Here is a 26,433-nt window from a genome sequence, read left to right on the forward strand (position 1 = left end):
GCGCGGCGGGTTCGACCACCCGCCGCCCACCGGACCCCTTCCAGGTCGCCTGAGACCTCACTTCGCACTACGAACCGGAGAACGCCGTGGCCAAGAGCCGTAACAACCTTCTCGGTGTGGGCGGACAGCGCAAGAAGCTGTCCCGCGCCGATCAGCAGGGCGCGGGCGCCGCCCGCGACACCGACCGCAAGGCGGCGGCCGACCAGAAGCAGGAGCTGCTGCGCAGGATGCGCGAGCGTGCCCAGTCCGGCACCGCCCCCGAGGCGGCCCCGGCGGACGGCGCCGCGGACGCGTCCGGGCAGGACGCCCCGGCCCAGAGCTGACACCTCCTCACCACCCGTACGACCGTGGGCCCGGATCACCCCGTGATCCGGGCCCACGTCCGTGTCCGCGCCCCGTGTCCGCCCCGCGCTCACGCCACCCTGCGCGGCAGCCGCAGGCTCAGCAGCGTCGTCAGCACCACCGCGGCCAGCTGCACCAGCAGCGTCACGGCCAGCGCGTCCCGCATTCCGGCGCCCGGGACCAGGGCGAGGAACAGCGTGCCGAGCGTGGCGACCCCGAGGGCCAGCGCGGCCTGCTGGGTCGTCGTCATCACCCCGCCGCCCACCCCGGCCCGCGCGGCCGGTACGTCGGAGAGCACGATCCGGAACAGGACGGGCAGCTGGAGCCCCTGCCCGAACCCCGCGATCGCGACCCCCGGCAGCAGTCCCAGCGCCCCGAGACCGGACCACTCGCGCCACACGGTGATCGCCAGCACCAGCACCCCCGTCGCCTGGATCAGCCCGCCGGCCGTCACGACCCGGCTGCCGTACCGCAGGATCAGCCGCGGACCGGCCAGCGACGCCACGAAGAACGCCGCCGCCATCGGCGCCATCGACAGCCCGGCCGCGGCCGGACCCAGTGCCAGCCCCTGCTGGAGGGCCACCGCGATGACGAACATGAAGCCGCCGAAGCCGATCGAGAACGGCACCACCAGCGCCAGCCCGCGGCGCAGCGACTCCAGCCGCAGCAGACTCGGCGGCACCAGCGGGGTCAGCCCACGACGGTCGGCCCGCCGCTCCACCCGGTAGAAGGCGTAACCGGCGAACGGGAACAGGGCCAGCGAGACCCAGGTCCACACCGGCCAGCCCGCGGCCCGCCCCTCGGTCAGCGGGGCGAGCAGCGTCACCAGCGACACGGTCAGCAGCAGCGTGCCCGGTACGTCGACCGGCGCGGGCCGCTCGGAGCGGGTCTCCGGCACGACCCGGGCGGCCAGCACCAGCCCCACCGCCGCCACCGGAACGTTCACCAGGAACACCGACCGCCAGCCCGCGCTCTCGCCGAACACCGACGACAGCGGCGCGGCGGCGACGAGGACACCGCCGAGGATCTGGCCCGCGACCATGGAGAGCCCGGCCGTCGCCCCGTACAGGCCCATCGCACGGGCCCGCCGGTGGCCCGAGGTGGCCGCCTGGATGGTCGCGAGCACCTGCGGCAGCATCAGCGCGGCCGCGGCGCCCTGTGCCACCCGCGCCGCCACCAGCGTCCAGGCGTCCGGGGCGAGGCCGCAGGCGAGCGAGGTGACCCCGAAGGCGGCCATGCCCAGCAGGAAGAGCCGGCGCCGCCCGGCCATGTCGCCGAGCCGGCCGCCGAGGACGAGCAGCACGGCGTAGGAGAGGCCGTAGCCCGCGACGACCAGTTCGAGCAGGGCGGGGCCCGCGGCCAGATCGTGGTCGATCGTCGGCAGGGCGACGTTCACGATGAAGAAGTCGATGAGCGGCAGCGCCGCACCGAGCAGCACGGTGAACAGTCCGAGCGCGCCGAGCACCGGAGCGGGGTGGTCGTGCCGCACCACGGCGTCGGCGGTGGCGGATGGTTGCGTCCGTACAGTTGATTCACTCACGCCATCGAGAATCGCGGCCTTGTCAGCCTGGTACCAGAGTGTCTTTATCCTGGTACAAGGAGCACCTGGCAGAGCGCCGGGCAGTTCGGCAGGCTGGAGGCATGGCGACGATGGCGAGCGAACTGCCCGAGGTGCGCGTGGTACCCGGGGTTCCGCCGGCCCAGGGGCGCGGCGGGCCCTTCGAGCCCGATGTCCGGCGGCACGAACTCGCGGACTTCCTGCGCAGCCGCCGCGAGCGCATCACCCCCGAACAGGTCGGCCTGCCCCGGGGCCGCCGCAGGCGCACCCCCGGCCTGCGCCGCGAGGAGGTCGCCCAGCTCTCCGCCGTGGGCGTCACCTGGTACACCTGGCTGGAACAGGCCCGCGACATCCAGGTCTCGCCCCAGGTGCTCGACGCGCTGGCCCGCGCCCTGCTGCTCGACCGCAGCGAGCGCGGCCACCTCTTCTCGCTCGCCGGCGCCATCGACCCGTCACCTGACGCGGACTGCCCGAGCGTGACCCCGGGGCTGCGCGAGATGCTGCGGCAGCTGGACCCCATCCCGGCCTGCATCCAGAACAGCCGCTACGACATCCTCGCGTACAACCGGACCTACGGCAGACTGCTCTGCGACCTGGAGGCGGTCGCCCCCGAGGACCGCAACTGCATGATCCTCGCCTACACCAACGCGCAGTGGCGCTCCTCCGTCGTCGACCTCCCCGGGGTGCTCCGGCTGATGGCCGCCAAGTTCCGCGGGGCGATGGCCGAGCACCTGGCCGAGCCCGCCTGGAAGTCGCTCCTGGGGCGGCTGGAGGAGTCGTCCGCGGAGTTCCGGGAGATCTGGGCCCGGCACGAGGTGGTCGGCGCGGGCAGCCGGACGAAGGTCTTCCGCAACGCCCGCGTCGGACTGCTCCGCGTCGAACACACCGACCTGTGGCTCGGCCCGTCGCGCGGGCCGCGGATGGTGACGTACGCGCCCGCCGACGAGGAGACCAGGGAGCGCCTGGAGCGGCTTCAGGCCCTGGAGCCCGCCGACGCCTGATCCCCGGCCGGGACGTCCGCCGGCCGCTCCAGCCGCTCGGCCGTCCGGCGCGCCGTCTCCCGCGCCCAGCGCCCGCTGGTCAGCGCCCCCACCAGCAGGACGCACAGCCCGCACCCGGCGAGGATCCACCAGGCGGGCTTGCTCGCGTCCACGAAGGCCTCGGCGTAGGCGGCGCCGCGCGGCGACCCGGTGCCGGCCACCCCGGCCGCCAGCACCGCACCGATCACGGCGACCCCGAGCGTCCCGCCGATCTGCCGGCTGGTCGAGGCCACCGCGGCCGCCACCCCGGCCTGCGAGCGGGGCATCCCGGAGACGGCCGTGTTGGTGATCGGCGCGTTCACCATGCCGAAGCCGAGGCCGAACAGCACATAGCCGGTGAACAGCAGGACGTTGTCCGTCTCCGCGTCGAACGCGGCGAACAGCAGCCCGCACGCCGTCATGGCCACACCCGCCACGAGCAGCGAGAGCCGGGGGCCGCGGCTGCCGACGAGCCGCCCGGACAGCGGTGCGCAGACGAAGGTCAGGGCGGCCATCGGCAGCATGTACAGACCGGCGTGCAGCGCGCTCAGCCCGCGCACGTTCTGCAGGTACAGGGTGTTGAGGAAGAGGAACCCGCTCAGCGCGGCGAAGGCGCAGACCGCTATGACGGTGGCACCGCTGAACGGGGCGCTGTGGAAGAACCGCAGATCGATCAGGGGCTCGGCCCGCCGGGACTCGTACAGCAGCAGGCCGATGAGCGAGCACGCGGCGAGCGCCGCGAAGGCCAGGATGCGTGCCGAGGTCCACCCGGCCGAGGGCGCCTCGATGATCGCGTACGTCAGTGAACCGAGCAGCGCCATCACCAGCAGCTGCCCCACCGGGTCGGGGCGGCGCGGCTTCGGGGCGCGGGACTCGGGGACGTAGCGCCAGGTGAGCAGGAGCGCGGCGAGGCCGACCGGCAGATTGATCCAGAAGATCGACCGCCAGCCCACCGAGTCCACCAGCAGCCCGCCGACCACCGGTCCCGCCGCCATGGAGATGCCGACGACACCGCCCCACACCCCGATGGCGCGGGCCCGCTCGCGCGGGTCGGTGAAGGTGTTGGTGATGATCGACATCGCGACCGGGTTGAGCATCGAACCGCCCACCGCCTGCACCATCCGGAACGCCACCAGCGACTCCAGGTTCGGCGCCACGGAGCAGAGCAGCGAACCGAGGGTGAACAGGACGAGCCCGATCTTGAAGATCTTCCGGCGCCCGATCCGGTCGGCGGTGGAGCCCGCGAGCATCAGCAGCGAGGCCAGTACGAGGGTGTATGCGTCGATCGTCCACTGCATGCCCGCGACGGTGGCGTGCAGTTCCTTCTGCATGGAAGGGAGGGCGACATTGAGCACGGTGTTGTCGAGACTGACGATCAGCAGACTCATGCAGCAGATCGCCAGTACCAACTGCCGGCGGCGGTGGCTGAGCTCGGACATACATGGATAGTACGGTTAACTAACGAACTCCGCTGCCGGGGAGCCGTGCTCCGTACGCGACAATGGAGCAATGACCACGCTCGCCCCCTCGCTCCCGCTGCTCCGGATCGGCCCGCACACCGTGCAGCCGCCGGTGGTGCTCGCCCCCATGGCCGGCATCACCAACGCCCCGTTCCGCACCCTGTGCCGGGAGTTCTCCGGCGGCAAGGGGCTGTTCGTCAGTGAGATGATCACCACGCGGGCGCTGGTCGAGCGCAACGAGAAGACCATGCAGCTGGTCCACTTCGACGCGAGCGAGACCCCGCGCTCGATCCAGCTGTACGGAGTGGACCCGGTCACCGTCGGCAAGGCCGTCCGCATGATCGTCGACGAGAACCTCGCCGACCACATCGACCTGAACTTCGGCTGCCCGGTCCCCAAGGTGACCCGCAAGGGCGGTGGCTCGGCGCTCCCGTACAAGCGGCCGCTGCTGCGCGCGATCCTCAATCAGGCGGTCTCCAACGCGGGTGATCTGCCGGTCACCATCAAGATGCGCAAGGGCATCGACGACGACCACATGACCTACCTGGACGCGGGCCGGATCGCGGTCGAGGAGGGCGTCACGGCCGTCGCCCTGCACGGCAGGACGGCCGCCCAGCACTACGGCGGCACCGCCGACTGGGACGCCATCGCGCGCCTGAAGGAGCACGTCCCGGAGATTCCGGTCCTCGGCAACGGCGACATCTGGTGCGCGGACGACGCCCGCCGGATGATGCGCGAGACCGGCTGCGACGGTGTGGTCGTGGGCCGGGGCTGCCTGGGCCGTCCCTGGCTCTTCGGCGACCTGGTGAGCGAGTTCGAGGGCAGCGGGACGCGGCAGGCGCCGGGGCTCCGCGAGGTCGCCGACGTGATGCTGCGGCACGCGACGCTGCTGGGGGAGTGGATCGGCGACGAGGCACGCGGCGTGATCGATTTCCGCAAGCACGTGGCCTGGTACCTCAAGGGCTTCTCGGTCGGCTCGGAGATGCGCAAGAGGCTCGCGGTCACCTCCTCGCTGGAGGAGCTCGGCGGACAGCTGCGGGAGCTGGACCTGGACCAGCCGTGGCCGGACGGCGCGGACGGGCCGCGCGGGCGCACCTCGGGCAACAACCGCGTGGTGCTGCCGGACGGCTGGCTGAAGGACCCGTACGACTGCGCGGGCGTGAGCCCGGACGCGGAGCTGGACACCTCCGGCGGCTGAGAGCCTGCCGGGTGGCCGCCCGGTCAGAGGCCACCCGGCAGACTCTGAGGGGATCCGCCCGGTCTTCGGGGCAGCTCTCGGGCACGCGGCGCTACAGGCACCGCGTGCCTCTTCTTTTGCCTCGCTCATGTGAGCGCAGCATTCGGCCGGAATCGGTGGTGGTTCGGTCGGGACACGACTCGAACGAGCCGGAAACGGTCATCGCGCGGCGACTCCACCCCTCCCTGATTCCGTACTGGTGATCACCGAGTGACGGATAGTTGCTGAACGGGCGTCCGGATGGTGACATCTGAGCGCCAACCGTAGAGTGATTCTCGCCACCCTGAGAGTCGACGCGCTCAGATGAGCGCAATTTTGCGAGCTGCATTTCTCAAATGATGGCACTGGGTGCCAAGGGCCTCCACTTTGATCGATCGACGCTTCCACTGCATAGCGTCACCAGAATGGCGGGTATTGATGGCTCTCGGTGTTTTTGCGTTCAAGAAGTGAATGAATGTTGCCGATCGGGCTACGGATCGCGTCACTTTCGATCTGCTGGCGGACGGGTGGTTGAGGCCTCATGACGCGCAAGTGGACGTACCCAGACACCTTCGATCTGGGTATGTTCCTCGCCGTCAGGGCAGCCACCGCGTCCTCGAGGAGTCGAGACCCGTGTCGGAAAACAAAGATCCCCACGTAGCCACCCCGGAATCCCCGGAGCTCAAGGGCGAGAAGTTCGTTTATGACTTCACCGAGGGCAACAAGGATCTGAAGGACCTCCTCGGAGGCAAGGGCGCGAACCTCGCCGAGATGACCAACCTCGGGCTTCCCGTCCCTCCGGGATTCACCATCACCACCGAGGCGTGCAAGGTCTACCTGGACAGCGGCGAGGAGCCGACCGCGCTCCGCGCCGAGGTCAGCGCACATCTCGACGCCCTCGAAGCGCGGATGGGCAAGAAGCTCGGCCAGGCCGACGATCCGCTGCTGGTCTCGGTCCGCTCCGGCGCGAAGTTCTCGATGCCCGGCATGATGGACACGGTCCTCAACATCGGCCTCTCCGACGAGTCCGTGGTCGGTCTCACCGCCCAGGCCGGCGACGAGCGGTTCGCGTGGGACTCCTACCGCCGCCTCATCCAGATGTTCGGCAAGACCGTCCTCGGCGTCGACGGCGAGCTCTTCGAGGAGGCGCTGGAGGCGGCGAAGGAGGCCAAGGGCGTCACCGTCGACGTCGACCTCGACGCGGCCGACCTGAAGAAGCTGGTCAAGCAGTTCAAGAAGATCGTCGCGCGGGACGCCGGACGCGACTTCCCGCAGGACCCGCGCGAGCAGATGGACCTGGCCATAAAGGCCGTCTTCGACTCGTGGAACACCGACCGGGCCAAGCTCTACCGCCGCCAGGAGCGCATCCCCGGCGACCTGGGCACGGCCGTCAACGTCTGCTCGATGGTCTTCGGCAACCTCGGCCCCGACTCCGGCACGGGCGTCGCGTTCACCCGCGACCCGGCCAGCGGCCACCAGGGCGTGTACGGCGACTACCTGCAGAACGCGCAGGGCGAGGACGTCGTCGCCGGTATCCGCAACACGGTGCCGCTCGCCGAGCTGGAGTCGATCGACAAGAAGTCGTACGACCAGCTGATGCAGATCATGGAGACGCTGGAGACCCACTACAAGGATCTCTGCGACATCGAGTTCACCATCGAGCGCGGCCAGCTGTGGATGCTCCAGACCCGGGTCGGCAAGCGCACCGCCGGTGCCGCCTTCCGGATCGCGACCCAGCTCGTCGACCAGGGACTCATCGACGAGGCCGAGGCGCTCCAGCGGGTCAACGGCGCGCAGCTCGCGCAGCTGATGTTCCCGCGCTTCGACGACGACGCGAAGACCGAGCTGCTGGGCCGCGGCATCGCGGCGTCCCCGGGCGCCGCGGTCGGCAAGGCCGTCTTCGACTCGTACACCGCGGTCAAGTGGTCCCGGTCCGGCGAGAAGGTCATCCTGATCCGCCGCGAGACCAACCCCGACGACCTCGACGGCATGATCGCGGCCGAGGGCATCCTGACCTCGCGCGGCGGCAAGACCTCGCACGCCGCCGTCGTCGCCCGCGGCATGGGCAAGACCTGTGTCTGCGGCGCCGAGGACCTGGAGGTCGACACCAAGCGCCGCCGGATGACGGTGGGCGGCCGGGTCATCGAGGAGGGCGACGTCGTCTCCATCGACGGCTCCACCGGCAAGGTGTACCTCGGTGAGGTCCCCGTCGTGCCGTCGCCGGTCGTCGAGTACTTCGAGGGCCGGATGCACGCCGGCGCCGACGACGCCGACGAGCTGGTCGCCGCCGTGCACCGGATCATGGCGTACGCGGACCGGGTACGCCGGCTGCGGGTGCGGGCCAACGCCGACAACGCCGAGGACGCGCTGCGGGCCCGCCGTTTCGGTGCCCAGGGCATCGGCCTGTGCCGCACCGAGCACATGTTCCTCGGCGAGCGCCGCGAGATGGTCGAGAAGCTGATCCTCGCGGACACCGACGCCGAGCGCGAGACCGCGCTGGAGGAACTGCTCCCGCTCCAGAAGGCCGACTTCATCGAGCTGTTCGAGGCGATGGACGGACTGCCCGTCACCGTACGGCTGCTCGACCCGCCGCTGCACGAGTTCCTGCCCGACATCACCGAGCTCTCGGTACGGGTCGCGCTCGCCGAGTCCCGCAAGGACGCCAACGAGAACGACCTGCGCCTGCTCCAGGCCGTGCACAAGCTGCACGAGCAGAACCCGATGCTGGGCCTGCGCGGGGTGCGCCTCGGGCTCGTCATCCCCGGCCTGTTCGCCATGCAGGTACGGGCGATCGCCGAGGCCGCGGCCGAGCGCAAGAACGCCAAGGGCGACCCGCGCGCGGAGATCATGATTCCGCTCGTCGGCACGGTCCAGGAGCTGGAGATCGTCCGCGAGGAGGCCGACCAGGTCATCGCCGAGGTCGAGGCCGCCACCGGCACCCGGCTGAAGCTCACCATCGGCACGATGATCGAGCTGCCGCGCGCCGCGCTGACCGCGGGCCAGATCGCCGAGGCCGCGCAGTTCTTCTCCTTCGGCACGAACGACCTGACCCAGACGGTCTGGGGCTTCTCCCGCGACGACGTGGAGGCGTCCTTCTTCACCGCGTACCTGGAGAAGGGCATCTTCGGGGTGTCGCCGTTCGAGACGATCGACAAGGACGGCGTCGGCTCGCTGGTCCGCAGCGCCGTCGCGGCCGGCCGGGCCACCCGCCCGGACCTGAAGCTCGGCGTCTGCGGCGAGCACGGCGGAGACCCGGAGTCGGTGCACTTCTTCCACGAGGTGGGTCTGGACTACGTCTCCTGCTCCCCGTTCCGCATCCCTGTCGCCCGGCTCGAAGCGGGCCGTGCGGCGGCGGGCTCGACCGGCAGCGACAGCCGCTGACCGGGCACCCGACTCCGTGACTCCCTGACTCCCTGACCCTTTGACCCGGAGCGCCGTCGGCCGGGCGCGACCCTCACCGGCCGACGGCAACTCCGGAACACCCGAGGACGGCGGCACCCTGTGCGGGGGTGCCGCCGTTCCGTCCTGTTCTGGGGAAAATCGTTGTGCGGCGTTGTGCCTTTTCTTTGCGCATTACGCATCTTCGCGCATTACGCAAAGTTCGTTCAATACGCAAAGAGCCGGGCCGGGAACGGACCGGGATGCGGTCCATGGATCCCCATCCATGGACCGCACCCGGGTTACCCCCGTCGGGCACGGAGCCGCACCGGCATCCACCGCCGCCGGGCCAGCAAAACCCCCCACGGCCTTCACTCGCCCTTCCGGTGGTGCCGGATTCGTACCCGACGTCGTACAGCTTTTCGGGTGACGCCGTGCGGGTGCGAGGCGTTTCACCTCTGGCCGAAACCCCGTGGTGACGTGCTGTTACGGATCACCTACCCTGGGGTGGGGGTGATTGCAGGTGCAACAGGTGGGGGACCGGTGCTGCGTATCCATATGTCCGGAGTGGACCTTTCCAAGCTGCGGATGGCCACCCGGCCCGACGCGCTGTGGGAAACCGCTCTGAGTTTCCACCGGCTGCGGGACCGGCGCGGTTCCGCGGTGTTCGGGAAATGGCGTACGGAAACCCGGCCTCGGTTGAATGGTGAAGTACGTCTGCTGTCCGCCGTGATTCCACCGCGCGGCTATTTCCCGGATTTCCTGACGCCTTCTCAGGAAAGCGGCGAGCCGTACGGCATCGACGCGGGAATGCAGGCATTGCGCGAGACCCCGCCCGGCCGGGTCCGGGCCGAACTCGCCCTGCTCGGCGCCGAACGCCGCGACGTGTACGGCTCCCCGGACGGCCGTACCGAAGCGCCGGGCCGGCTCGTCGACGCGCTGCGCGCCTACCACCGCGCCGCCATCGAGCCCTACTGGCCGCACATCCGGGCCAGCGTCGAGGCCGACCGCGCCGTCCGCGGCCGCGCCCTCCTGGACGGCGGCGCGCACGAACTGCTCGCCTCCCTCCCGCCGATGATCCGCTGGCGGCCCCCCGTGCTGGAGGCGGACTACCCCGTCGACCGGGAGGTCCGCCTGGACGGGCGGGGACTGCTGCTCCAGCCGTCCTTCTTCTGCCGCGTCACCCCGGTCGTCTACCGCGACCCGAGACTCCCGCCGGTCCTCGTCTACCCGGTCACCCACTCCCGCGCCCCGGTCTTCGCCGGACCGGGCCCCTGGCTCGGCCGGCTCCTCGGCAACACCCGCTCGACGGTCCTGAGCGCCATCGGCAACGGCTGCACGACCAGCGAGCTCGCACTGCGGGCCGGGGTGTCCCTCGCCTCGGCGAGCCAGCACGCCTGTGTGCTGCGCGAGGCGGGCCTGATACACACCCTGCGCCACGGCGGCTCGGTCCTGCACACACTGACGCCGCTGGGCGGCTCGCTGCTCCGGGGCGGCGCCCCGCTCGCCCTGTCCTGAGAGCGGGGGGCCGGGTGGCCGGGACCGGGCGGCGAGGGGAGGCTGGGGGCGGCGAAAGTTCTTTCGCCGACGGCGATGAGTTCCCGCAGGCCGCGCCGTCTACCTCTCGTACACGTTCGAACAACAGAGAGAGCGAAGCGACCATGCCTCAGATGATCTTCGTCAACCTGCCGGTCAAGGACCTCGAAGCGACCAAGGACTTCTTCGGCAAGCTGGGCTTCTCGTGCAACCCGCAGTTCTCCGACGAGAAAGCGGCGTGCCTCGTCATCAGCGACACCATCTTCGCGATGCTCCTCACCGAGCCGCGCTTCAAGGACTTCACCAAGAAGGAGATCGCCGACTCCGCGAAGTCCACCGAGGTGATCCTCGCCCTGAGCGCCGAGAGCAGGGAGAAGGTGGACGAGCTGGTCGACGCCGCCCTCGCCTCCGGCGGATCGCCCGCCAACGAGCCGATGGACTACGGCCACATGTACGGCCGTTCCTTCCAGGACCCGAACCACCACATCTGGGAGGTCGTGTGGATGGACCCGGCCGCCTTCGAGGGTCAGCAGGGCTGAGCCGGCCGGTCACCCGGCCGGCGGCCGGGCCTCAGGGGGTGAGGCTCGGATACGTCACCCCGGTGAGCTGCTCGGACGCCATCCAGAGCCGCTCGCTCGTGATGTCGTCCCGCGTCCAGCCCGCCCGCCAGGACGGCGCGGGCGCACCGCGCCAGCCCAGCAGCCCCGGACCGGTGAACGAATCGGGGCGCACGCCGGGCGCGGTGGCCGCGTACAGCGTGGGCAGCGCACCGGCCGACGCGGGCTGGGCGACGATCCGGTTGCCCAGACCGAAGAGCCGCTCCACCGCCCTGCGGTTCTCCAGCCGGGCGGCGGCGGACTGAAGGTTGGTCGCCGCGTATCCCGGGTGCGCGGCGGCGGCCACCAGCCGGGAGCCGGCCTTCGTGAGCCGCCCGGCCAGCTCGTGGACGAAGAGCAGATTGGCGGTCTTCGAGCGGCCGTAGGCGATCCAGCGACGGTAGTTCCGCTCGCCGTTGAGATCCCCCATGTCGATGTCGGACAGCGCGTGCAATCCGCTGGAGACGGTCACCACCCGCGCCCCGGGGGTGTCGAGGAGGCGGGGGAGCAGCAGCCCGGTCAGGGCGAAGTGCCCCAGGTGATTGACGCCGAACTGCCTCTCGAAGCCGTCGGCCGTCGTCCCGTACGGGAGGGCCATCACGCCCGCGTTGTTGATCAGCAGGTCGATCCGGTCGGGCGCACGGTTCGCGGCGAACTCGCGCACCGAGCCCAGATCGGCCAGATCCAGCGGTACGAACGCCACGTCCGCGCCGGTCACGGCCTTCCGGATCCGGGACTCGGCCTCCCTGCCGCGCGTCTCGTCCCGGCAGGCGAGCAGGACCCGTGCCCCGTGCCGGGCCAGCTCCCGCGCGGTGTGCAGGCCGAGGCCGCTGTTGGCTCCGGTGACCACGGCCGTGCGGCCGCTCTGGTCCGGGATGTCGTTGGCGCTCCAGCCGTGGCTCATGGGCCCAGCGTACGACCGCGATGTGCGGCCCGGACCTGCCGGACCGGTCCGGATCCGCGCCCGGTCGCGCCCGGCGGCGCAGGGGCGCACCGAGGGGCGTGAACCTCAGGAGTCGCTCAACTTTTCCGTGATCCGGCCGCAGGGGTTGGACGGCGTGCGGATCGCGTCCATAAGGTCATGATCATGCCGGACATAGCGCTCACCACCCTGATCGTCCTCTGTCTCGCCGCGGCCGCGGCGGGCTGGATCGACGCGGTGGTCGGCGGCGGCGGACTCCTTCTGCTGCCCGCGCTGCTCCTGGGCCTGCCGCACGTCCCGGCCGCGCAGGTGCTGGGCACCAACAAGGCGGTCGCGATCGTCGGTACGTCGGGCGCGGCCGTGACATACGTACGCAAGGCGCCGGTGAAGGTCGGGACCGCGCTGCGGATCGGGCTCGCGGCGCTGGCCGGATCGATGGCCGGCGCGTTCTTCGCCGCCGGGATCAGCAGCGAGGTGCTGCGGCCGGTGATCATGGTGGTGCTGCTGGCCGTCGCGGCGTTCGTGATGCTGCGGCCCTCGTTCGGCAAGGACACCGGCGACGGTACGCGGCAGCGGATCACCCGGGCCCGCACCGTCACCGCGATCGTGCTGGTCGGCGGCGGCATCGGCTTCTACGACGGGCTGTTCGGCCCCGGCACGGGCACGTTCCTGGTGCTGGCGCTGACCGCGGTGCTCCACCTCGACCTGGTGACGGCGTCCGCCACCGCGAAGATCGTCAATGTCTGCACCAACGCCGGCGCGCTGGCGATGTTCGCCCACCAGGGCAGCGTGCTGTGGCAACTGGCCGCGCTGATGGCGGTGTTCAACCTGGCGGGCGGGCTCGTCGGGGCGCGGATGGCGCTCCGCAAGGGCAGCGAGTTCGTCCGCGGGGTGCTGCTGGTCGTGGTGTTCTCGCTGGTCGCGAAGCTGGCCTTCGACCAGTGGACGGCCTGAACGGCCCACGGGCGGCGGCCGTGTTCACCGCACGGAGGTCAGGTGCGCGTACGCCACCACATTGCCCTCGTACCCCGTCTCCTTCGAGAAGCCGCCGCCACAGGTGATCAGCCGCAGCGAGGCGAAGGACGCGGCGCCGTACACCCGCCGGTCGGGGAAGTCGTCGTTCTCGTAGACCTCGATCGCGTCCAGGGAGAAGACGGCGGTACGGCCGTCCTGGCGGACCACCTCGACCGTGCTGCCCTTCCGCAGGGCGCCCAGGTCGTAGAAGACCGACCGCCCCTGCGCGTTGTCCACATGGCCGGCCACGATCGCGCTGCCCCTGGAGCCCGGGGGAGTGCCGTCCCGGTACCAGCCGACGACGTTGCGGTTGCCGGCCGGGGGCACGTCGAGACTGCCGTCCGGCCCCAGGCCCAGGCGCATCATCGGGGCGTCCACCCGGATGCTCGGGATGCGGATGCGTACGGGGGCCGAGGGCTTCAGCGGGTCGGCGACCGGGGACCCCGGCTGCGGTACCGGGCCGTCGGCGAAGGCCTGGGCGGCGGCCGGCCGGGGCGGGACCAGCTGGGTGCCGGCGCCGTTGCGGATCAGCCAGACACCGGCCAGCGCCGCGATGACCAGCAGCCAGCCCTTGGCCTTCTCGGACACGGTCGTCCTCCGGGTGACGGAACGGGGACGGTCCCGTCCCGGTGGCACGCGGCCACCGGGACGGAGACCAGGCGGGACGGAGACGTGAATCCGTCTCCGTCAGCCGGCTTTCTGCGTGCCGCTCGCCCGGCGACGCAGGAGCCAGGCTCCGCCGACGGCGGTCGCGGCGAGAACGCCGGCGCCCGCCGCGATCTGGGTGGTGTCGGGCCGGACGCTGCCGCCGACTCCGGTTTTGACGTGCCCGGTGGGACCGGTGGGGCCCGAGGGGCGGTGGCCGGACGACGAGCTGTCGTACCCGGACGAGGACGAGCTGTCATGGCCCGACGAGGAGGAACTGTCGTGCCCGGACGACGAACTGTCATGTCCGGACGACGAGCCGTCCTGCTTGCCCGAGCCCTCCTCGGAGGGGTTCCAGCTCTCGCGCCCGCCCGAGCTGTCCTGCCCGGACGAGGACGAGTCTCCGCGCCCGGACGACGAGCCGTCGCCCCGGTCGGAGCCCTCGCCCCGGTCCGTGTCCTCGTCCCCGGGCGGGGTGTCGCGCGCGCCCGGTATGTCGAGGCCGGAGAAGGCGTCGAGCCCGCCCGCCGAGTCGAGCAGCGAGGGCGCGTCGAGCCCGGAGAGCTTGTCGAGGCTGAACGGGGTGTCCGTACCGGCCCCGGACTCGGTCCCCGACCCGGCGCTGTCGCCAGATGCCCCGTCCTCCGCGGCCTCGTCGCCGGTGGTCCGTGCTCCGAGGCCGTCGGTGGTCCGCGACGCGAGGCCGTCGGTGGTCTGCGACGCGAGGCCGTCGGTGGTCTGCGACGCGAGGCCGTCGGTGGTCCGCGACGCGAGACCGTCGGTGTTCCGTGCTCCGAGGCCGTCGGTGGTCCGCGACGCGGCGTCGGCCGAGCTGATCCGCTGTGCGCCGGCCTCGTCCGCGTACGCGGTGGGGCAAGCGGTGAGGAAGCCGAGCGTGGCTATGGTCACCGCGGATGCGGCGGTACCGGTCACTAGGCGGACAGGACGCATGGGGGTTTCCTCCGGCGATGGCGCGAGTAGGTGTGTCCTGCCCCCGAGCTAACGGGCGGGCCGCCACCCATGCCTGCTGACACCGAGTCAGCTTTCACTCGAACGGACCGGCGCGGCCTCCTTGCCAAGGGGTGATCGCGCAGGTCACAGCGGTGATCGAGGCCGGTGGTGTCGGTCTCGCGGCACCCGGTGCCGATCGGGTGATGGATCGCGAGTGGAAAGTGGCGTACGTCACATGCATGACCTCGCGGGTGCCGGGCACACGTCTGTCACCCCCCACGGGACGGTGCACGAGGCCGCCCCCGGCCGCCGCCCTCACCGGGCCCACCCCCCCCCTGGACCCGGTGAGGGCGGATTCGCGCCGAGAGGGGGCGGGGCGGAGCGGAGGGCACCCGTCCATACGCGCTCCGTCACTTTTGTTGGCCGAATACTGCGGCAGTATTTCGGCCTCGTGGCGAGAACGATCAAGGGCTGGCGCCGGCCCGCAGGTGCGGACCAGGCTGGAACCCGCACATTCGTGCTCACGCTCCGTACCCAGAAAGTCCCCGCCGCAGATGCACACGTCCCCCAGACCCGGCACCTTCGAGGTGCGCCTCCCACATGCGGGGAGGAGGTGCCGGGCATGGTGCGCCATGTGATCCGCAAGGCGACCGGCTGGCTCCTGATGATCGTGGTCGCGACCAACGCCACGTACTTCCTGGCCAGTTGGTTCCTGGACCCGCGGTCGAACTTCAAGGAGCTGCGCCCGGTCCGCAGCGAGGCCCAGATCGACCGGGCCCTCGCCCCGTACAACCTGAGCCCGCAGGAGCCGCTGGTCCACCGGTGGTGGGACTGGTTCACCTCGGTGGTGCTCCACTTCGACTGGGGCAGGTCCCCCACCGGCGTCTCCGTCAACGGCGAGATCGGCTACCGGGCGCTCGTCAGCGGCGAACTGGTCATCATCGCGACCGTCCTGTCCGTGGTCATCGGCGTCACGCTGGCCGTCTTCACCGCGTCGCGGCAGTACGGCTGGGCCGACCGGATCTCGCAGGCCGTGTCCATCGCGGTGTTCAACATCCCGACCTCCGTCGCCGCGCTCGCCGTGGTCTTCGTCGCCATCTGGCTGAACCAGAACGCCGGGCTGCACTTCCTCTACGTCGCCGGTGAGAACTCGCCGGGCGTCGAGGGGCTGTTCCCGACGATCGGCGACCGCCTGCTGCATCTGATCCTGCCGACCCTGAGCCTGACGCTGATGGGTTACGTCGGCTACCACCTGACACAGCGTTCGCTGCTGTTGGACACGATCAACGCGGACTTCGTACGCACCGCCCAGGCCACCGGGCTCACCCGGTCCAGGGCGATCCGCAGGCACGCCCTGCGCGCCGCGCTCATTCCGACGGCCACCTCCGTGGCGTTCAGCATCCCGGCCATGTTCACCGGCGCCGTCATCACCGAGACGATCTTCGGCTGGAACGGCATGGGCCGCTACTTCATCCAGACCATCGCCAAGAACGACGTGCACGGCACGGTCGCCACCGCGGCCTTCGCCGCCACGCTGACCGCGATCGGCGCGATCCTCGCGGATGTCGCCACCGTCTTCCTGGACCCCCGAGTGAGGGTGAACTGACGTGGCCACGGACATGACGACCGACACCGCGTCCGGTGCGACGCCGACGGATCCTCCCGCACGGCAGGCGGATCCTCCCGCACGGCAGGCGGACCCCACCGCGCGGCAGGCGGATCCCCTCGCGCGGCAGGCGGACACGCCCCATCTCGGCCTCGGCCGGCTCTACCTGCGGCGCTTCCTGCGCAACCGGCTCGCCGTCGTCGGGGTGGTGATCTTCGTGCTGCTGGTGCTGTTCAGCCTGTTCGGCGGGCTGTTCACCTCCTACGCGTACTCCGACGCCGACTTCGCCGCGCTCACCCAACCACCGAGCGCCACCCACTGGTTCGGCACCAACCAGGGCGGCAACGACGTCTACGCCTCGGCGGTGCACGGACTCCGCCGCTCCCTGGCGATCGCCGTGAGCGTCTCCGCGCTGACCATCGTCGTCGCCGCGGTCATCGGCTCCAGCGCCGCGTACTTCGGGGGCCGGGTGGAGAAGGCGACGCTCGGCGTCATCCACTTCCTGCTGGTCGTCCCCTCGTTCCTCATCCTCGCCCTGGTCTCGCACCGCCTCGCCGGGGACTGGCGGGTCCTGATCGTCGTGCTCACGGTGTTCGGCTGGATGTCCACCGCGCGGGTCATCTGGTCCGTCTCGACCTCGCTGCGGGAGCGGGACTACGTGACGGCCGCCGAGTTCATGGGCATCAGCGCACCGCGCATCATCCTGCGCCACATCATCCCCAACCTCGGCTCGCTGCTGATCGTCAACCTGACGCTCGGCGTCGTCGCGACCGTGCTCAGCGAAACCGCCCTGTCCTTCCTCGGGTTCGGCGTCCAGACCCCGGACGTCTCCCTCGGCACGATGCTCGCGGACGGTGCGAGCACCGTCACGAGCGCCCCGTGGCTCTTCGCCTTCCCCGCGGGTCTGGTCGTGCTGCTCACCATGTCGATGACCTTCGTCGGCGACGGGCTGCGCGACGCCCTCGACCCCACGTCCGTGACCGGTACGGCAGGAGGCCGACGATGACCCTCACCACCCTGGCCGGATCCCCGGCGGCCACCGGCGCCACCCCCGTGCTCTCGGTGCGGGACCTGCGGGTCACCTTCCCCTCGGAGGCCGGCCCCGTCGAGGCGGTGCGCGGCGTCGGCTTCGACCTCCTGCCGGGCCGGACCCTCGGCATCGTCGGCGAGTCCGGCTCGGGCAAGTCGGCCACCGCGATGGCCGTGATGGGCCTGCTGCCGCCCGCCGCCGAACTGCGGGGCCGGGTGCTGCTCGGCGGACAGGACCTGATCGGCCTCGGCGACAAGGAACTCTCCGCGGTACGCGGCAACTCCATCGGCATGGTCTTCCAGGACCCGCTGTCCGCGCTCACACCGATCTTCTCCGTGGGCCGGCTGCTCTCCGACGCCCTGCGCGTCCACCAGGACCTCACGAAGCGGGCGGCCTGGGAACAGGCCGTCGAACTGCTCGATCTCGTCGGCATACCCGACCCGCGGGGCCGGGCCAGGTCGTTTCCGCACGAGTTCTCCGGCGGCATGCGCCAGCGCGTCGTCATCGCCATGGCGATCGCCAACAAGCCGTCCGTCCTCGTCGCCGACGAGCCCACCACCGCCCTCGACGTCACCGTGCAGGCCCAGATCCTGGACGTCCTGAAGCTGGCGCAGAAGGAGACCGGGGCCGGCCTCGTCCTGATCACCCACGACCTCGGGGTCGTGGCCGGCCACGCGGACGACATCGCCGTCATGTACGCGGGCCGGTTCGTGGAACGGGCGGGCGTCGACGAGCTGTTCCGCCGCCCGGTCATGCCGTACACCGCGAGGCTGCTGGCCGCCGTGCCCACCGTGGACAGCGGGGTCCACCGCCCCCTGGTCCCGATCGGCGGGGAGCCGCCCGCCCTCGTGGACCTGCCCGGCGGCTGCCCCTTCGCGAGCCGCTGCGCCGTCGCGAAGGACGCCTGCCGGGCCGACGAGCCCGAGCTGCGCGAGATCACCGGACACGGGCACGTGGCCTGCCTGCGCGCGGACGAGATCGCCGACGGAACCCTGGACCCGGCCGGGGAGACCGGGCCGGGCGACCGGCCGGGCGGCTCCGGGTCCACCGCGACCGGCGATGTGGTGCTCCGGGTCGAGGACCTGGTCAAGACCTTCCCGGTCACCAAGGGCGCCCTCCTCAAGCGCCGGGTCGGCACCCTGCACGCCGTCAACCGGGTGAGCTTCGAGCTGCGCGCCGGGGAGACCCTGGGGCTGGTGGGCGAATCGGGCAGCGGCAAGACCACGACACTGCTGGAGGTCCTGAGGCTGAAGCAGCCCGAGGGCGGCCGGATCGAGATCGCCGGCACCGACGTCGCGACGGTCGGCTCCGCCGCGCGGGTACGGGAGTTGCGGCGGGACGTACAGATCGTCATGCAGGACCCGCTGGGGGCCCTGAACCCCCGGCTGCCGGTCTTCCAGCTGCTCGCCGAACCTCTCCGGGCCATCGGGCAGGACCGCGAGTCGATCCGCTCCCGGTTCCACGAACTGCTCACGCTGGTCGGCCTGGACGCCTCGGTGAGCGGCCGCTTCCCGGCCGCGCTCTCCGGCGGCCAGCGCCAGCGGGTCGGCATCGCCAGGGCCCTGGCGACCGAGCCGAAACTGCTCGCCCTCGACGAGCCGCTCTCGGCCCTCGACGTATCGGTGCAGGCCGGGGTGATCAACCTGCTGGCCCGGCTCAAGCGCGAACTCGGCCTCGCCTACCTGGTGGTCGCCCACGACCTGGCCGTGGTCCGGTACATCTCCGACCGCGTCGCGGTGATGTACCTCGGGCACATCGTCGAGACCGGGGACACCGAGACGATCTTCGCCGACCCGAAGCACCCCTACACCCGGGCGCTGCTCTCGGCGATCCCGGTGCCCGACCCGCGGCGCGAACGCGCCCGCGAACGGGTCGTGCTCCGGGGCGAGCAGCCGAGCGCCACCCGGCCGCCGGCCGGCTGCGTCTTCGTCGACCGCTGCCCCCTGTACCGCCTCGCCGACGAGGAGGTGCGCCGGCGCTGTCGCACGGAGCGCCCCGAGCCGACGGCGGTGGCCGGACGCCCCGGCCACCAGTACGCCTGCCACACCGTCTGAGCCCCGCCGCCCCTCGTACACGCCGACTCTCCCGACCCCACCGAACCCAGAAGGAACCCTTCCGCCATGCGCGCAAGACTGGCCCTGCCCATCGCACTCGTCGCCGCCGTCTCGGTCGCCGCCACCGCCTGTGACGCCTCGTCCGGGAAGAACGGGGCCGACGCGGCGGACAAGGACGCCCCCAGGGCCGCGTCGGCCGCGGCCGACTACAACCCGGTGCCGTACGACCGGATCAAGGACGGCGGCACGTACACCACCGCCGGGACCTTCGACGACCAGGGCAACCCGTTCAACGTCAACGCCACCCTGACCGCGTCCCGGGTCTGGGCCTGGTACAACGCCGACGCGATCACGTACTCGCCCACCGGCGAGGTGCAGTACAACCCGGACTACTACAGCGATGTGAAGGTCGCCGTCGAGGGAGGCAGGCAGACGGTCACGCTGACCATCAACGAGAAGGCAGCCTTCAACGACGGCACTCCGATCGACTGGACCGCGATCGAGGCCACCTGGAAGGCCAACAACGGCTCCGACAAGGCGTACGACACCTCCTCCACCGACGGCTACGACCAGATCACCTCGGTCCACAAGGGCGCGAACGCCAAGCAGGCCGTCATCGAGTTCAAGGGCGTCAACGCCTCCTGGACGACCCTGTTCACCACCTTCCTGCACCCGAAGGCGGCCACCGTCGCCAACTTCAACAAGGCGTACGTCAAGAAGGCCCACCCGGAGTGGGGCGCCGGCCCGTACACGGTCGGCCAGTGGGACACCCACTCCGGCGGCATCACCTTCGTCCGCAACCCGAAGTGGTGGGGCAGGAAGGGCAAGCTCGACAAGCGCGTGTACGTCAACCTGGAGTCGACCGCGGCGGTCAACGCCTTCAAGAACGGCCAGCTCGACTACACCTCGGCCGTCGACGCGGAGAGCCTGAAGCAGGTCAAGGGGCTCAAGGACACCGAGATCCGCAGGGGCGGCAGCCCCTTCGAGTACTCCCTCTACTTCAACACCAAGTCGGCGAACCTCGCGGACACGGCCGTCCGCAAGGCCGTCCAGGAGAGCATCGACCGCTCCCAGATCGCGAAGATCCAGTTCCAGGGGCTCGACTACAAGGAGCCGCTGCCCGGTTCGGCGGTGCTGTACAGCTTCCAGAAGGGCTACCGGGACAATGTCTCCGCCGTCCTGAAGTACTCACCCGACGAGGCGAAGAAGACGCTCGACGCGGCGGGCTGGAAGCCCGGCAGCGACGGCATCCGGGTCAAGGACGGCAAGAAGCTGGAGGTCGGCTACACGATCCTCGGCGACCAGCCGCTGGACAAGGCCGTCGCCGGTGCCTTCACCGCGATGCTGAAGCCGGTCGGCGTGAAGGTCGTCACCAAGAAGGCCGACGAGGCGGACTTCTCGAAGATCCTCAGCGAGCGCAGGTTCGACCTCTTCCTGTCCGGCAACCGCTCCATGGACCCGTTCGGCGCCCGCTACCTGTGCGACTTCTACTGCTCGGACCGTGACTCCAACATCACCGGCGCCGGTACGCCGGCCCTGGACAAGGAGATCCGCGCGACCACCGCGATCCCGGACCTCGGCGAGCAGGTGAAGGCGGTCAACGAGGTCGAGCGGAAGGCCCTCCGGCAGTACGCCTTCCTGCCGCTGTTCAGCGGCCCCTCGACGTACAGCGTGAAGAAGGGCCTCGCCAACGTCGGCGCCACCATCTTCCACAGCCCGCTCCCGGAGACCATCGGCTGGGAGAAGTAACCCGCACACGCGCGGGCCCCGGCCCCGGTACGGTCGCCGACCGCACCGGGGCCGGGCGCGTCAGACCATGTCCCACCGGGCGCCCGCGTACGCCTGCCCGATCCGCTTCATCAGCTCCTCGTCCACCGTGAACCGGGTGTCGTCGATCCGCCCGACCGGCGCGATGCCCTGCGAGTTGGTGAGGAACGCCGAGCGGAACGCGCCCAGCCCGTCCAGGGTCACCGGACGCCGTACGGACTCCGGCCCCACGCCCGGCAGTCCCCGCTCCAACAGCGCCATGGTGATGCCGATCAGGCACGGCGCGTCGGGCCAGACCACCGAAGTGCCGTCCCAGAAGCCGACGTTGGTGATCGCGCCCTCCGTCACCGTGCCGTCCGGCAGGGTCAGCAGGGCCTCGTCGAACCCGGCGCGGGCGGCCGCTCGCGCGTGGTACATCTGGCCGAAGTCGCCGGGCCGCTTGATGTGCGGCACGGTACGGGCGTACGGGACGGACATCAGGGCGTGCGGTTCGGCGGACTTGCGGGCCGGTCCGCGCACCGTGACCATGACGGTCGTCTCCCTGTCACCCGGCGGCTGATAGCCGTGCACCCGGACCGAGGCGTCCCGCACCCCGGCGCCCTCCAGCGCGTGCCGGATCAGTGCGCGGACCCGGTCCCCGTCGAGCGGGCGCTCGAACAACTCCCGGTTCGCGCCGTCCAGCCGGGCCAGATGCAGATCGAGGCCGCGTACCTTTCCGTCCCTGACCTGCATGGCCGTGAAATGGCCATAGCCGAGGAAGGCCGGAATCCGCAGGTCCGCCTCGGTGGCCGGACGGCCGTCGAACTCGGCGTACGGGAAGGGCTGGTGCGGGGGAGTCGTCATGCCTCCACCGTAGGCCCGGTGAAGCGCGGGGCGACGGCCCAGGGCTCGGCGGGCGGCGCCGGTCAGGACGGTTCCTGGTGCGCGTACCTGGTCAGGAGCACGGCGGCTCGTCGGGTGTGCCGTTCGGCAGCAGCTTGCGTTCGGCGGCGGTGAAGTCCCGCCCGGCGGCGTCGCAGAGCGCCCGGAACTGGGCCTCGGGCCGCAGGTCGAAGCTCTGCTTCACGCCCTTCGACTCGACGGTCAGACGGTGCCCGTCGAGGTGGAGCAAGCCCGGTGGTATCGGCATCGACACGTTGTTACTGCTCTCTTCCGGGTCGATGAAGTGGAGGCGCTTGTCGCGAAAAGCGACAACACGCCCGTCCGCTGTCAGGCCGGCGAGCTGGTCCTCCGTCTTCCACGGCACGGGTGCGGCGACCGGCTTCGCGCTCGACACGTTCCAGACCTGCGCCCGGGTATCGGTGTTGACGACCGCGAGGTGCGTGCCCGCCGGGTCGAAGACGAACGATGCGGGGTACCGGGCGCCGGGCGGCGCCGTGGTGACGGGCATCCTGCGCAGTGTGGTCACGAGTCGGGAGCCGTGCAGGTCCCACAGCAGGACCGCGTTGCGCCCGATGGTGGAACCGAACGTCGCCGTCGCGACCTGACCGGGGTGCTTCGGCCTTGCGGCGAGCTGAATGTCTCCGAAGTGGACGTCCCCGCTGTCGCCGTCACTCGTGTTCCGGTGGATCGAGAAGGGGCGCGTCGTCACCTTCCCGGTAGCGGCGTCCACTCGTGCCAGCCGGGCGTCGGCGGAGACGACGGCGATCTCGCTGCCGCCGACGCCGGCCACGGCCTTGACCTGGTCGAAGTCCGGCAGCGCGTCGTTCAGGAGGGTGGGCCGTGACCCGGCGCCGTCCATCGGGTAGGAACGGAGGGACCGGCCGTCCTCTCCCCACACCGCCAGCCGCCGGGAGTCGGCGGTCCATGCCGCTGCCCAGCCCTGAGGCCGGGCCGGTCCGGAAAGGCGGAAGGACCGAATCCGCTCGCGGCGGGAAGTGTCCAGGACATTGATCCGACCGCCCGCCACACGGGCCAGGAGCCTTCCGTCCGGAGACAGAGTCTCCACGCTTTCGTCCGGATAACCGGACCGGAAGCGCTCGCCGCCGACCGGTTCGGCCCGTGTCTCCAACAGGGTCGACCCCAGGACCGCCAGGACCGTCGGCCCTTTTCCCTCCCCCGGGACGATGGCGATCTCCGGCCAGTTCCCGAAGCCGGCACTGGGAATGCGCGTGTAGTACGTGCGGCTGCCGCGTACATCGAGCAGAAGGAGCTCCACGTACTCCAGCTCCGCACCCGTGCCCGGTTCGACGGTCACCATGTCGTAGGTGTAACGCTCGGTGGCATCGGACTGGAAAGAGCTGGGCGCCTCGTACGTACGCCCTGGTGCCCGGCCGAGTTCCAGTGCCTTTCCGGGCCTGTCCTTGTCGGGGGCGACGAGGTTTCCGCCCTCCCGGAACCTCGCATACCCCGAAGTGGTCACGCTCCTGGAATACAGCAGACGTCCGGACGAGAGGTCCCGCACGTCCACGGTTCCCTCGCCCTCCCCGGAAGCGGGAACGACCGCCACGGAGTTCGCGTCGGAGGTGAACGCCACGTCGCCCAGGCTCTTCTCCAGCGCGATCCGGTGGGTCGCCACGGGCCCGTCGTCGAGGCCGGTCCCCCATACGTCCACGAGGGCCTTGCTGCACCGGTTCCCGGCGGTGACGCACCCTTGGGCGGGGATGATCCCCAGGAGGAGCCGCCTGCTGTCGCTGCTGAAGTCCAGTCTCGTGTCCATGCCTCCGCGGAGTCTGTAGGGGCTGCTCGTCAGGGCCACGGGGCGCTTCGCGTCGTCCCCGTCCATCCTCCACAGGCGGACGTCCCCCGTGGGGACGGCGGCTGCGACGAAGCGCCCGTCGGGGCTCATCGCAACCCGCACTTCGCCCTCGGGGATGTTGCCGAGTTCCTGCGCGCGGCGCTTCTCGCCCGGAGCGCCGGTGACCACGGTCAGCGTCGACTGATTGCCCGACACCTCCGATTCCACCACCAGCGCCCGGCCGTCGTCGCTCGCGGCCAGACTGTCGATCCTGCCGCGCCACAGGGACGGATAGGAGCCCGTGACGTACTGCCCCCGCACGTACTGGTTCGTCAACGCCTGCCGGGCCTGCGGCGTGTCCGCCGCGTGCCACGCCGCCAGGGCCAACTGCAGCGCCGTGCCCGGATCGTTGGGCGGGCGCTCCTCCGACGCCTGGGCGAGGAGACCGGCCGCCTGGGTGCGCAGCTGGTCCTCTGCCCGCCGGAGGCCCTGATACGTGGTGAACGCCAGGACGACCGCGAGGACGGTCAGCGTGGCCAGCACCGCCACGGCGGCCTGCCGCAGACGGGTGCCGCGACGCGCGTGCCGCCTGCTGAGGTGGACGTACTCCCGCTCGGCCGCCGAGATGTCGTCCGGGTCGGAATGCCCGGCCAGTCTGCGTTCCGCCTCGGCGAGGTCCGTGCCGCTGAGGAGACGGGCGGACTCGCGCTGCTGGGACTGCCAGCGGACCAGATCGGCGCGCACCTGTTCCTGCCAGAGACGGAAGTCGCGGGACTCGGTGAGCCAGCGCCGGAGGCGGGGCCAGTGGACGGTCAGGGCCTCGTGCGCCAGGTCGACGATCTCCTCGTGCTCACCGCTGCCCGGCGCGTGGGAGAGGACGACGAGCTTGTCCGGTGCGAGCCTGCGCGCGAGCGCGACGAGTTCCGGGGCGAGACCGGTCGTACGGGTGGGTCTGCGGGTGAAGGCGTCCCCGTCACCCGGGCGGGCGAGCTGGACGAAGAGCCGCCGGGCGAGGCCCCGTTCGGAACCCGACAGCTTCTCGTAGGCCTGGTCGGCGGAGCCGACGAGCGCGCCCGCGACACCGCCCAGTTCGTCGTAGGCCGCGTGCGTGAGCATGGCCCGGCTGCGCCGCCGCCACAGCTCGGTCAGCGCGAACTGGACCAGCGGCATACGGCCGGGCTCGTCGCCCGCGTCCGCGACGATCCGCTCCGGCAGGCCCGCTTCGAACCACAGCCCGGGGACGGCGTCGACCGGTGCGGTCACCGCCTGCCCGAGGTCCTCGGCGGTGAGCGGCGCGAGGAACCGCACGGCATCGCCGACGAGGTCGGAGGTGTCCGCCGTGATCAGCGCGTCGAGGGACCCGGGGCGCGCCGTCGCGACGACCCGCAGGCCCCCGCCCGCCAGGTCGCCCAGCAGACCGAACAGCGTACGGCCGGCGTCGGGTCCGGCGCTCACGTACTCCTCCAGCTGGTCCACGAAGAGAACGTGGCCGGCGGCACCCCCGCTGCGGGCCAGCACCCGGTCGCGCAATTCGGCGGCGAAGTCGCGGTTCGCCTCAAGGAGGTCCGCCAACTCCTCGGCCCCCGCGAGGCGTTCGACCTCGCCCAGCTCCGGCTCCAGCACCCCGGCCAGCGCTCGCGCGACGACTGCGGCCGGGCGCACCCCCGGCACGGGCCGCAGCTCCGTCACCCCTGCCCCGGCCGCCCGCAGCCGGGGCAGCACCCCGGCACTCACGAGCGACGACTTGCCGCACCCCGACGGCCCGGCCACCAGTGTCACGGAACGCCCGCGGACGGCGGCGAGCAGCCGTTCGGTGTCGGCGTCCCGGCCGTGGAAGAACTCGGCGTCGTCCTCGGCGAAGGCGGTCAGCCCCTGGAACGGGCAACGCGGCACCAGCGTCGCCTCGTCGACCAGATCGGCCGAGGGCAGCAGATACGCGGTGCGCTCTTCCAGGTGGGCGGCGACCGTCATGCCGACGACGCCGTTCTGCCTGTCGTCCCAGACCGGCGCCCCGCTGAAGCCCTGCACGATGCGCGGACCGGGCTCGCTGGTCTCCATCTGCACCCAGCCGGACCCCAGCCTGGCGCGCAGGGTCCCGTGGGCCCAGCTGCCATGCCCCGCGCCGGCCGGGAAGCCCATGGTCCGGAAGGGGTGTTCCCACACGCCCGTCCCGTCGACCAGCGGTGCGGGCCGGGTGCCCTCGACCGGCTCGTCGAGCCGCAGCAGTGCGACATCGGCACCGCCCGTGCGCCAGGACTCCACGGTCGCGCGCACCCGGGGGCGTCCGGTGACCAGGGGGAAATCGACCTCCACGGCCCGGTCGGGCGGCTCCTCGGGCCCGGCTCCCGGCAACCCGAGCGCTCTGGCGACGACATGCGCACAGGTGCACAACACGTCCCCGGCAACCAGGAATCCGGCCCCGATCACCTTTCCGTCGTCCGCGTACACCCGCGCCTGCGACGCCTCCAGGACGTCGCTTCCCCGTAACACAGCCATGGACAGCCCCCCCGCGGATCCCTGACGGCGATATGTCGTACTCGTCATGCCGTACTCGTCGAACCGGCGTCTCCGAGGCATCACGGTACGCACAAGTACCGCGCAGAACCCGCGATTCGGCGGACTGCCGTCCGAGCGGGCCAACCCGGCCACGGGGGCCGGGGTC

Annotated in this window: 18 protein-coding genes; 11 read left to right on the top strand and 7 right to left on the bottom strand. The window is 71.3% G+C overall.

Annotation, left to right across the window (positions count from 1 at the left end; all coding sequences use genetic code 11):
* The first annotated feature begins 86 nt into the window (after positions 1-86).
* Complete coding sequence (locus ABZ622_RS15420; protein WP_360543216.1) at positions 87-323, top strand: DUF6243 family protein; 237 nt, start codon at positions 87-89, stop codon at positions 321-323.
* A gap of 89 nt (positions 324-412) precedes the next feature.
* Here ABZ622_RS15420 and ABZ622_RS15425 read toward each other — a convergent pair whose 3' ends face one another.
* Positions 413-1,834: an MFS transporter gene (locus ABZ622_RS15425; protein WP_360543293.1), complete on the bottom strand. Its 1,422-nt coding sequence runs from the start codon at positions 1,832-1,834 to the stop codon at positions 413-415.
* A 149-nt stretch (positions 1,835-1,983) separates the two neighbouring features.
* Between ABZ622_RS15425 and ABZ622_RS15430 the strand changes: the two genes are divergently transcribed.
* A complete protein-coding gene (locus ABZ622_RS15430) occupies positions 1,984-2,901 on the top strand; it encodes a helix-turn-helix domain-containing protein (protein ID WP_360543218.1) in 918 nt (305 codons plus the stop codon).
* Here ABZ622_RS15430 and ABZ622_RS15435 read toward each other — a convergent pair.
* Positions 2,874-4,358, bottom strand: coding sequence for an MFS transporter (locus ABZ622_RS15435; protein ID WP_360543220.1), 1,485 nt, complete (start codon positions 4,356-4,358; stop codon positions 2,874-2,876). The genes ABZ622_RS15430 and ABZ622_RS15435 overlap by 28 nt on opposite strands.
* A 70-nt stretch (positions 4,359-4,428) precedes the next feature.
* Between ABZ622_RS15435 and dusB the strand changes: the two genes are divergently transcribed.
* The 4 genes from dusB to ABZ622_RS15455 all read left to right on the top strand — a co-directional run bounded on the left by dusB (position 4,429) and on the right by ABZ622_RS15455 (position 11,048).
* Entirely contained in the window at positions 4,429-5,577 is a 1,149-nt protein-coding gene (dusB, locus tag ABZ622_RS15440) for a tRNA dihydrouridine synthase DusB (RefSeq protein WP_360543222.1), read from the top strand.
* 651 nt (positions 5,578-6,228) lie between these two features.
* A complete protein-coding gene (gene ppdK, locus ABZ622_RS15445; RefSeq protein ID WP_360543224.1) occupies positions 6,229-8,976 on the top strand; it encodes a pyruvate, phosphate dikinase in 2,748 nt (915 codons plus the stop codon).
* A gap of 540 nt (positions 8,977-9,516) precedes the next feature.
* Complete coding sequence (locus tag ABZ622_RS15450) at positions 9,517-10,491, top strand: helix-turn-helix domain-containing protein (protein WP_360543226.1); 975 nt, start codon at positions 9,517-9,519, stop codon at positions 10,489-10,491.
* A gap of 143 nt (positions 10,492-10,634) precedes the next feature.
* Positions 10,635-11,048, top strand: a complete 414-nt coding sequence (locus tag ABZ622_RS15455; RefSeq protein ID WP_360543228.1) for a VOC family protein — start codon at positions 10,635-10,637, stop codon at positions 11,046-11,048.
* A 31-nt stretch (positions 11,049-11,079) separates the two neighbouring features.
* On the opposite strand, the gene ABZ622_RS15460 is transcribed toward ABZ622_RS15455, so the two are convergent.
* Positions 11,080-12,009: an oxidoreductase gene (locus tag ABZ622_RS15460; RefSeq protein ID WP_360543230.1), complete on the bottom strand. Its 930-nt coding sequence runs from the start codon at positions 12,007-12,009 to the stop codon at positions 11,080-11,082.
* Between the two features lie 183 nt (positions 12,010-12,192).
* On the opposite strand from ABZ622_RS15460, the gene ABZ622_RS15465 reads away from it, so the two are divergent.
* Positions 12,193-12,981, top strand: coding sequence for a TSUP family transporter (locus ABZ622_RS15465; protein WP_360543232.1), 789 nt, complete (start codon positions 12,193-12,195; stop codon positions 12,979-12,981).
* Positions 12,982-13,005: 24 nt separating this feature from the next.
* On the opposite strand, the gene ABZ622_RS15470 is transcribed toward ABZ622_RS15465, so the two are convergent.
* Entirely contained in the window at positions 13,006-13,629 is a 624-nt protein-coding gene (locus ABZ622_RS15470) for a class F sortase (RefSeq protein ID WP_360543234.1), read from the bottom strand.
* Positions 13,630-13,728: 99 nt separating this feature from the next.
* On the bottom strand, positions 13,729-14,637 hold the full coding sequence (locus tag ABZ622_RS15475; protein WP_360543299.1) for a hypothetical protein: 909 nt from the start codon (positions 14,635-14,637) through the stop codon (positions 13,729-13,731).
* A gap of 622 nt (positions 14,638-15,259) precedes the next feature.
* On the opposite strand from ABZ622_RS15475, the gene ABZ622_RS15480 reads away from it, so the two are divergent.
* From ABZ622_RS15480 to ABZ622_RS15495, 4 genes are all read left to right on the top strand, one after another.
* A complete protein-coding gene (locus ABZ622_RS15480) occupies positions 15,260-16,243 on the top strand; it encodes an ABC transporter permease (protein ID WP_360543236.1) in 984 nt (327 codons plus the stop codon).
* A gap of 1 nt (position 16,244) precedes the next feature.
* On the top strand, positions 16,245-17,249 hold the full coding sequence (locus ABZ622_RS15485; protein WP_360543238.1) for an ABC transporter permease: 1,005 nt from the start codon (positions 16,245-16,247) through the stop codon (positions 17,247-17,249).
* Positions 17,246-19,327, top strand: a complete 2,082-nt coding sequence (locus ABZ622_RS15490) for an ABC transporter ATP-binding protein (protein WP_360543240.1) — start codon at positions 17,246-17,248, stop codon at positions 19,325-19,327. Before ABZ622_RS15485 ends, ABZ622_RS15490 begins: the two co-directional genes overlap by 4 nt.
* A 66-nt stretch (positions 19,328-19,393) precedes the next feature.
* The gene (locus ABZ622_RS15495; RefSeq protein ID WP_360543242.1) at positions 19,394-21,076 is read left to right on the top strand and encodes an ABC transporter family substrate-binding protein; all 1,683 of its coding nucleotides are present in this window, start codon (positions 19,394-19,396) and stop codon (positions 21,074-21,076) included.
* Positions 21,077-21,136: 60 nt separating this feature from the next.
* Here the strand turns inward: ABZ622_RS15495 and ABZ622_RS15500 are convergent, their stop codons facing one another.
* Entirely contained in the window at positions 21,137-21,937 is an 801-nt protein-coding gene (locus ABZ622_RS15500) for an aminotransferase class IV family protein (RefSeq protein WP_360543244.1), read from the bottom strand.
* A gap of 91 nt (positions 21,938-22,028) precedes the next feature.
* Entirely contained in the window at positions 22,029-26,267 is a 4,239-nt protein-coding gene (locus ABZ622_RS15505) for a serine protease (protein ID WP_360543246.1), read from the bottom strand.
* Between the last annotated feature and the right edge of the window lie 166 nt (positions 26,268-26,433).

Origin of the sequence: Streptomyces sp. NPDC007164, assembly GCF_040634135.1 — a bacterium.
In the GTDB taxonomy this organism is placed as follows: Bacteria; Actinomycetota; Actinomycetes; order Streptomycetales; family Streptomycetaceae; genus Streptomyces; species Streptomyces sanglieri.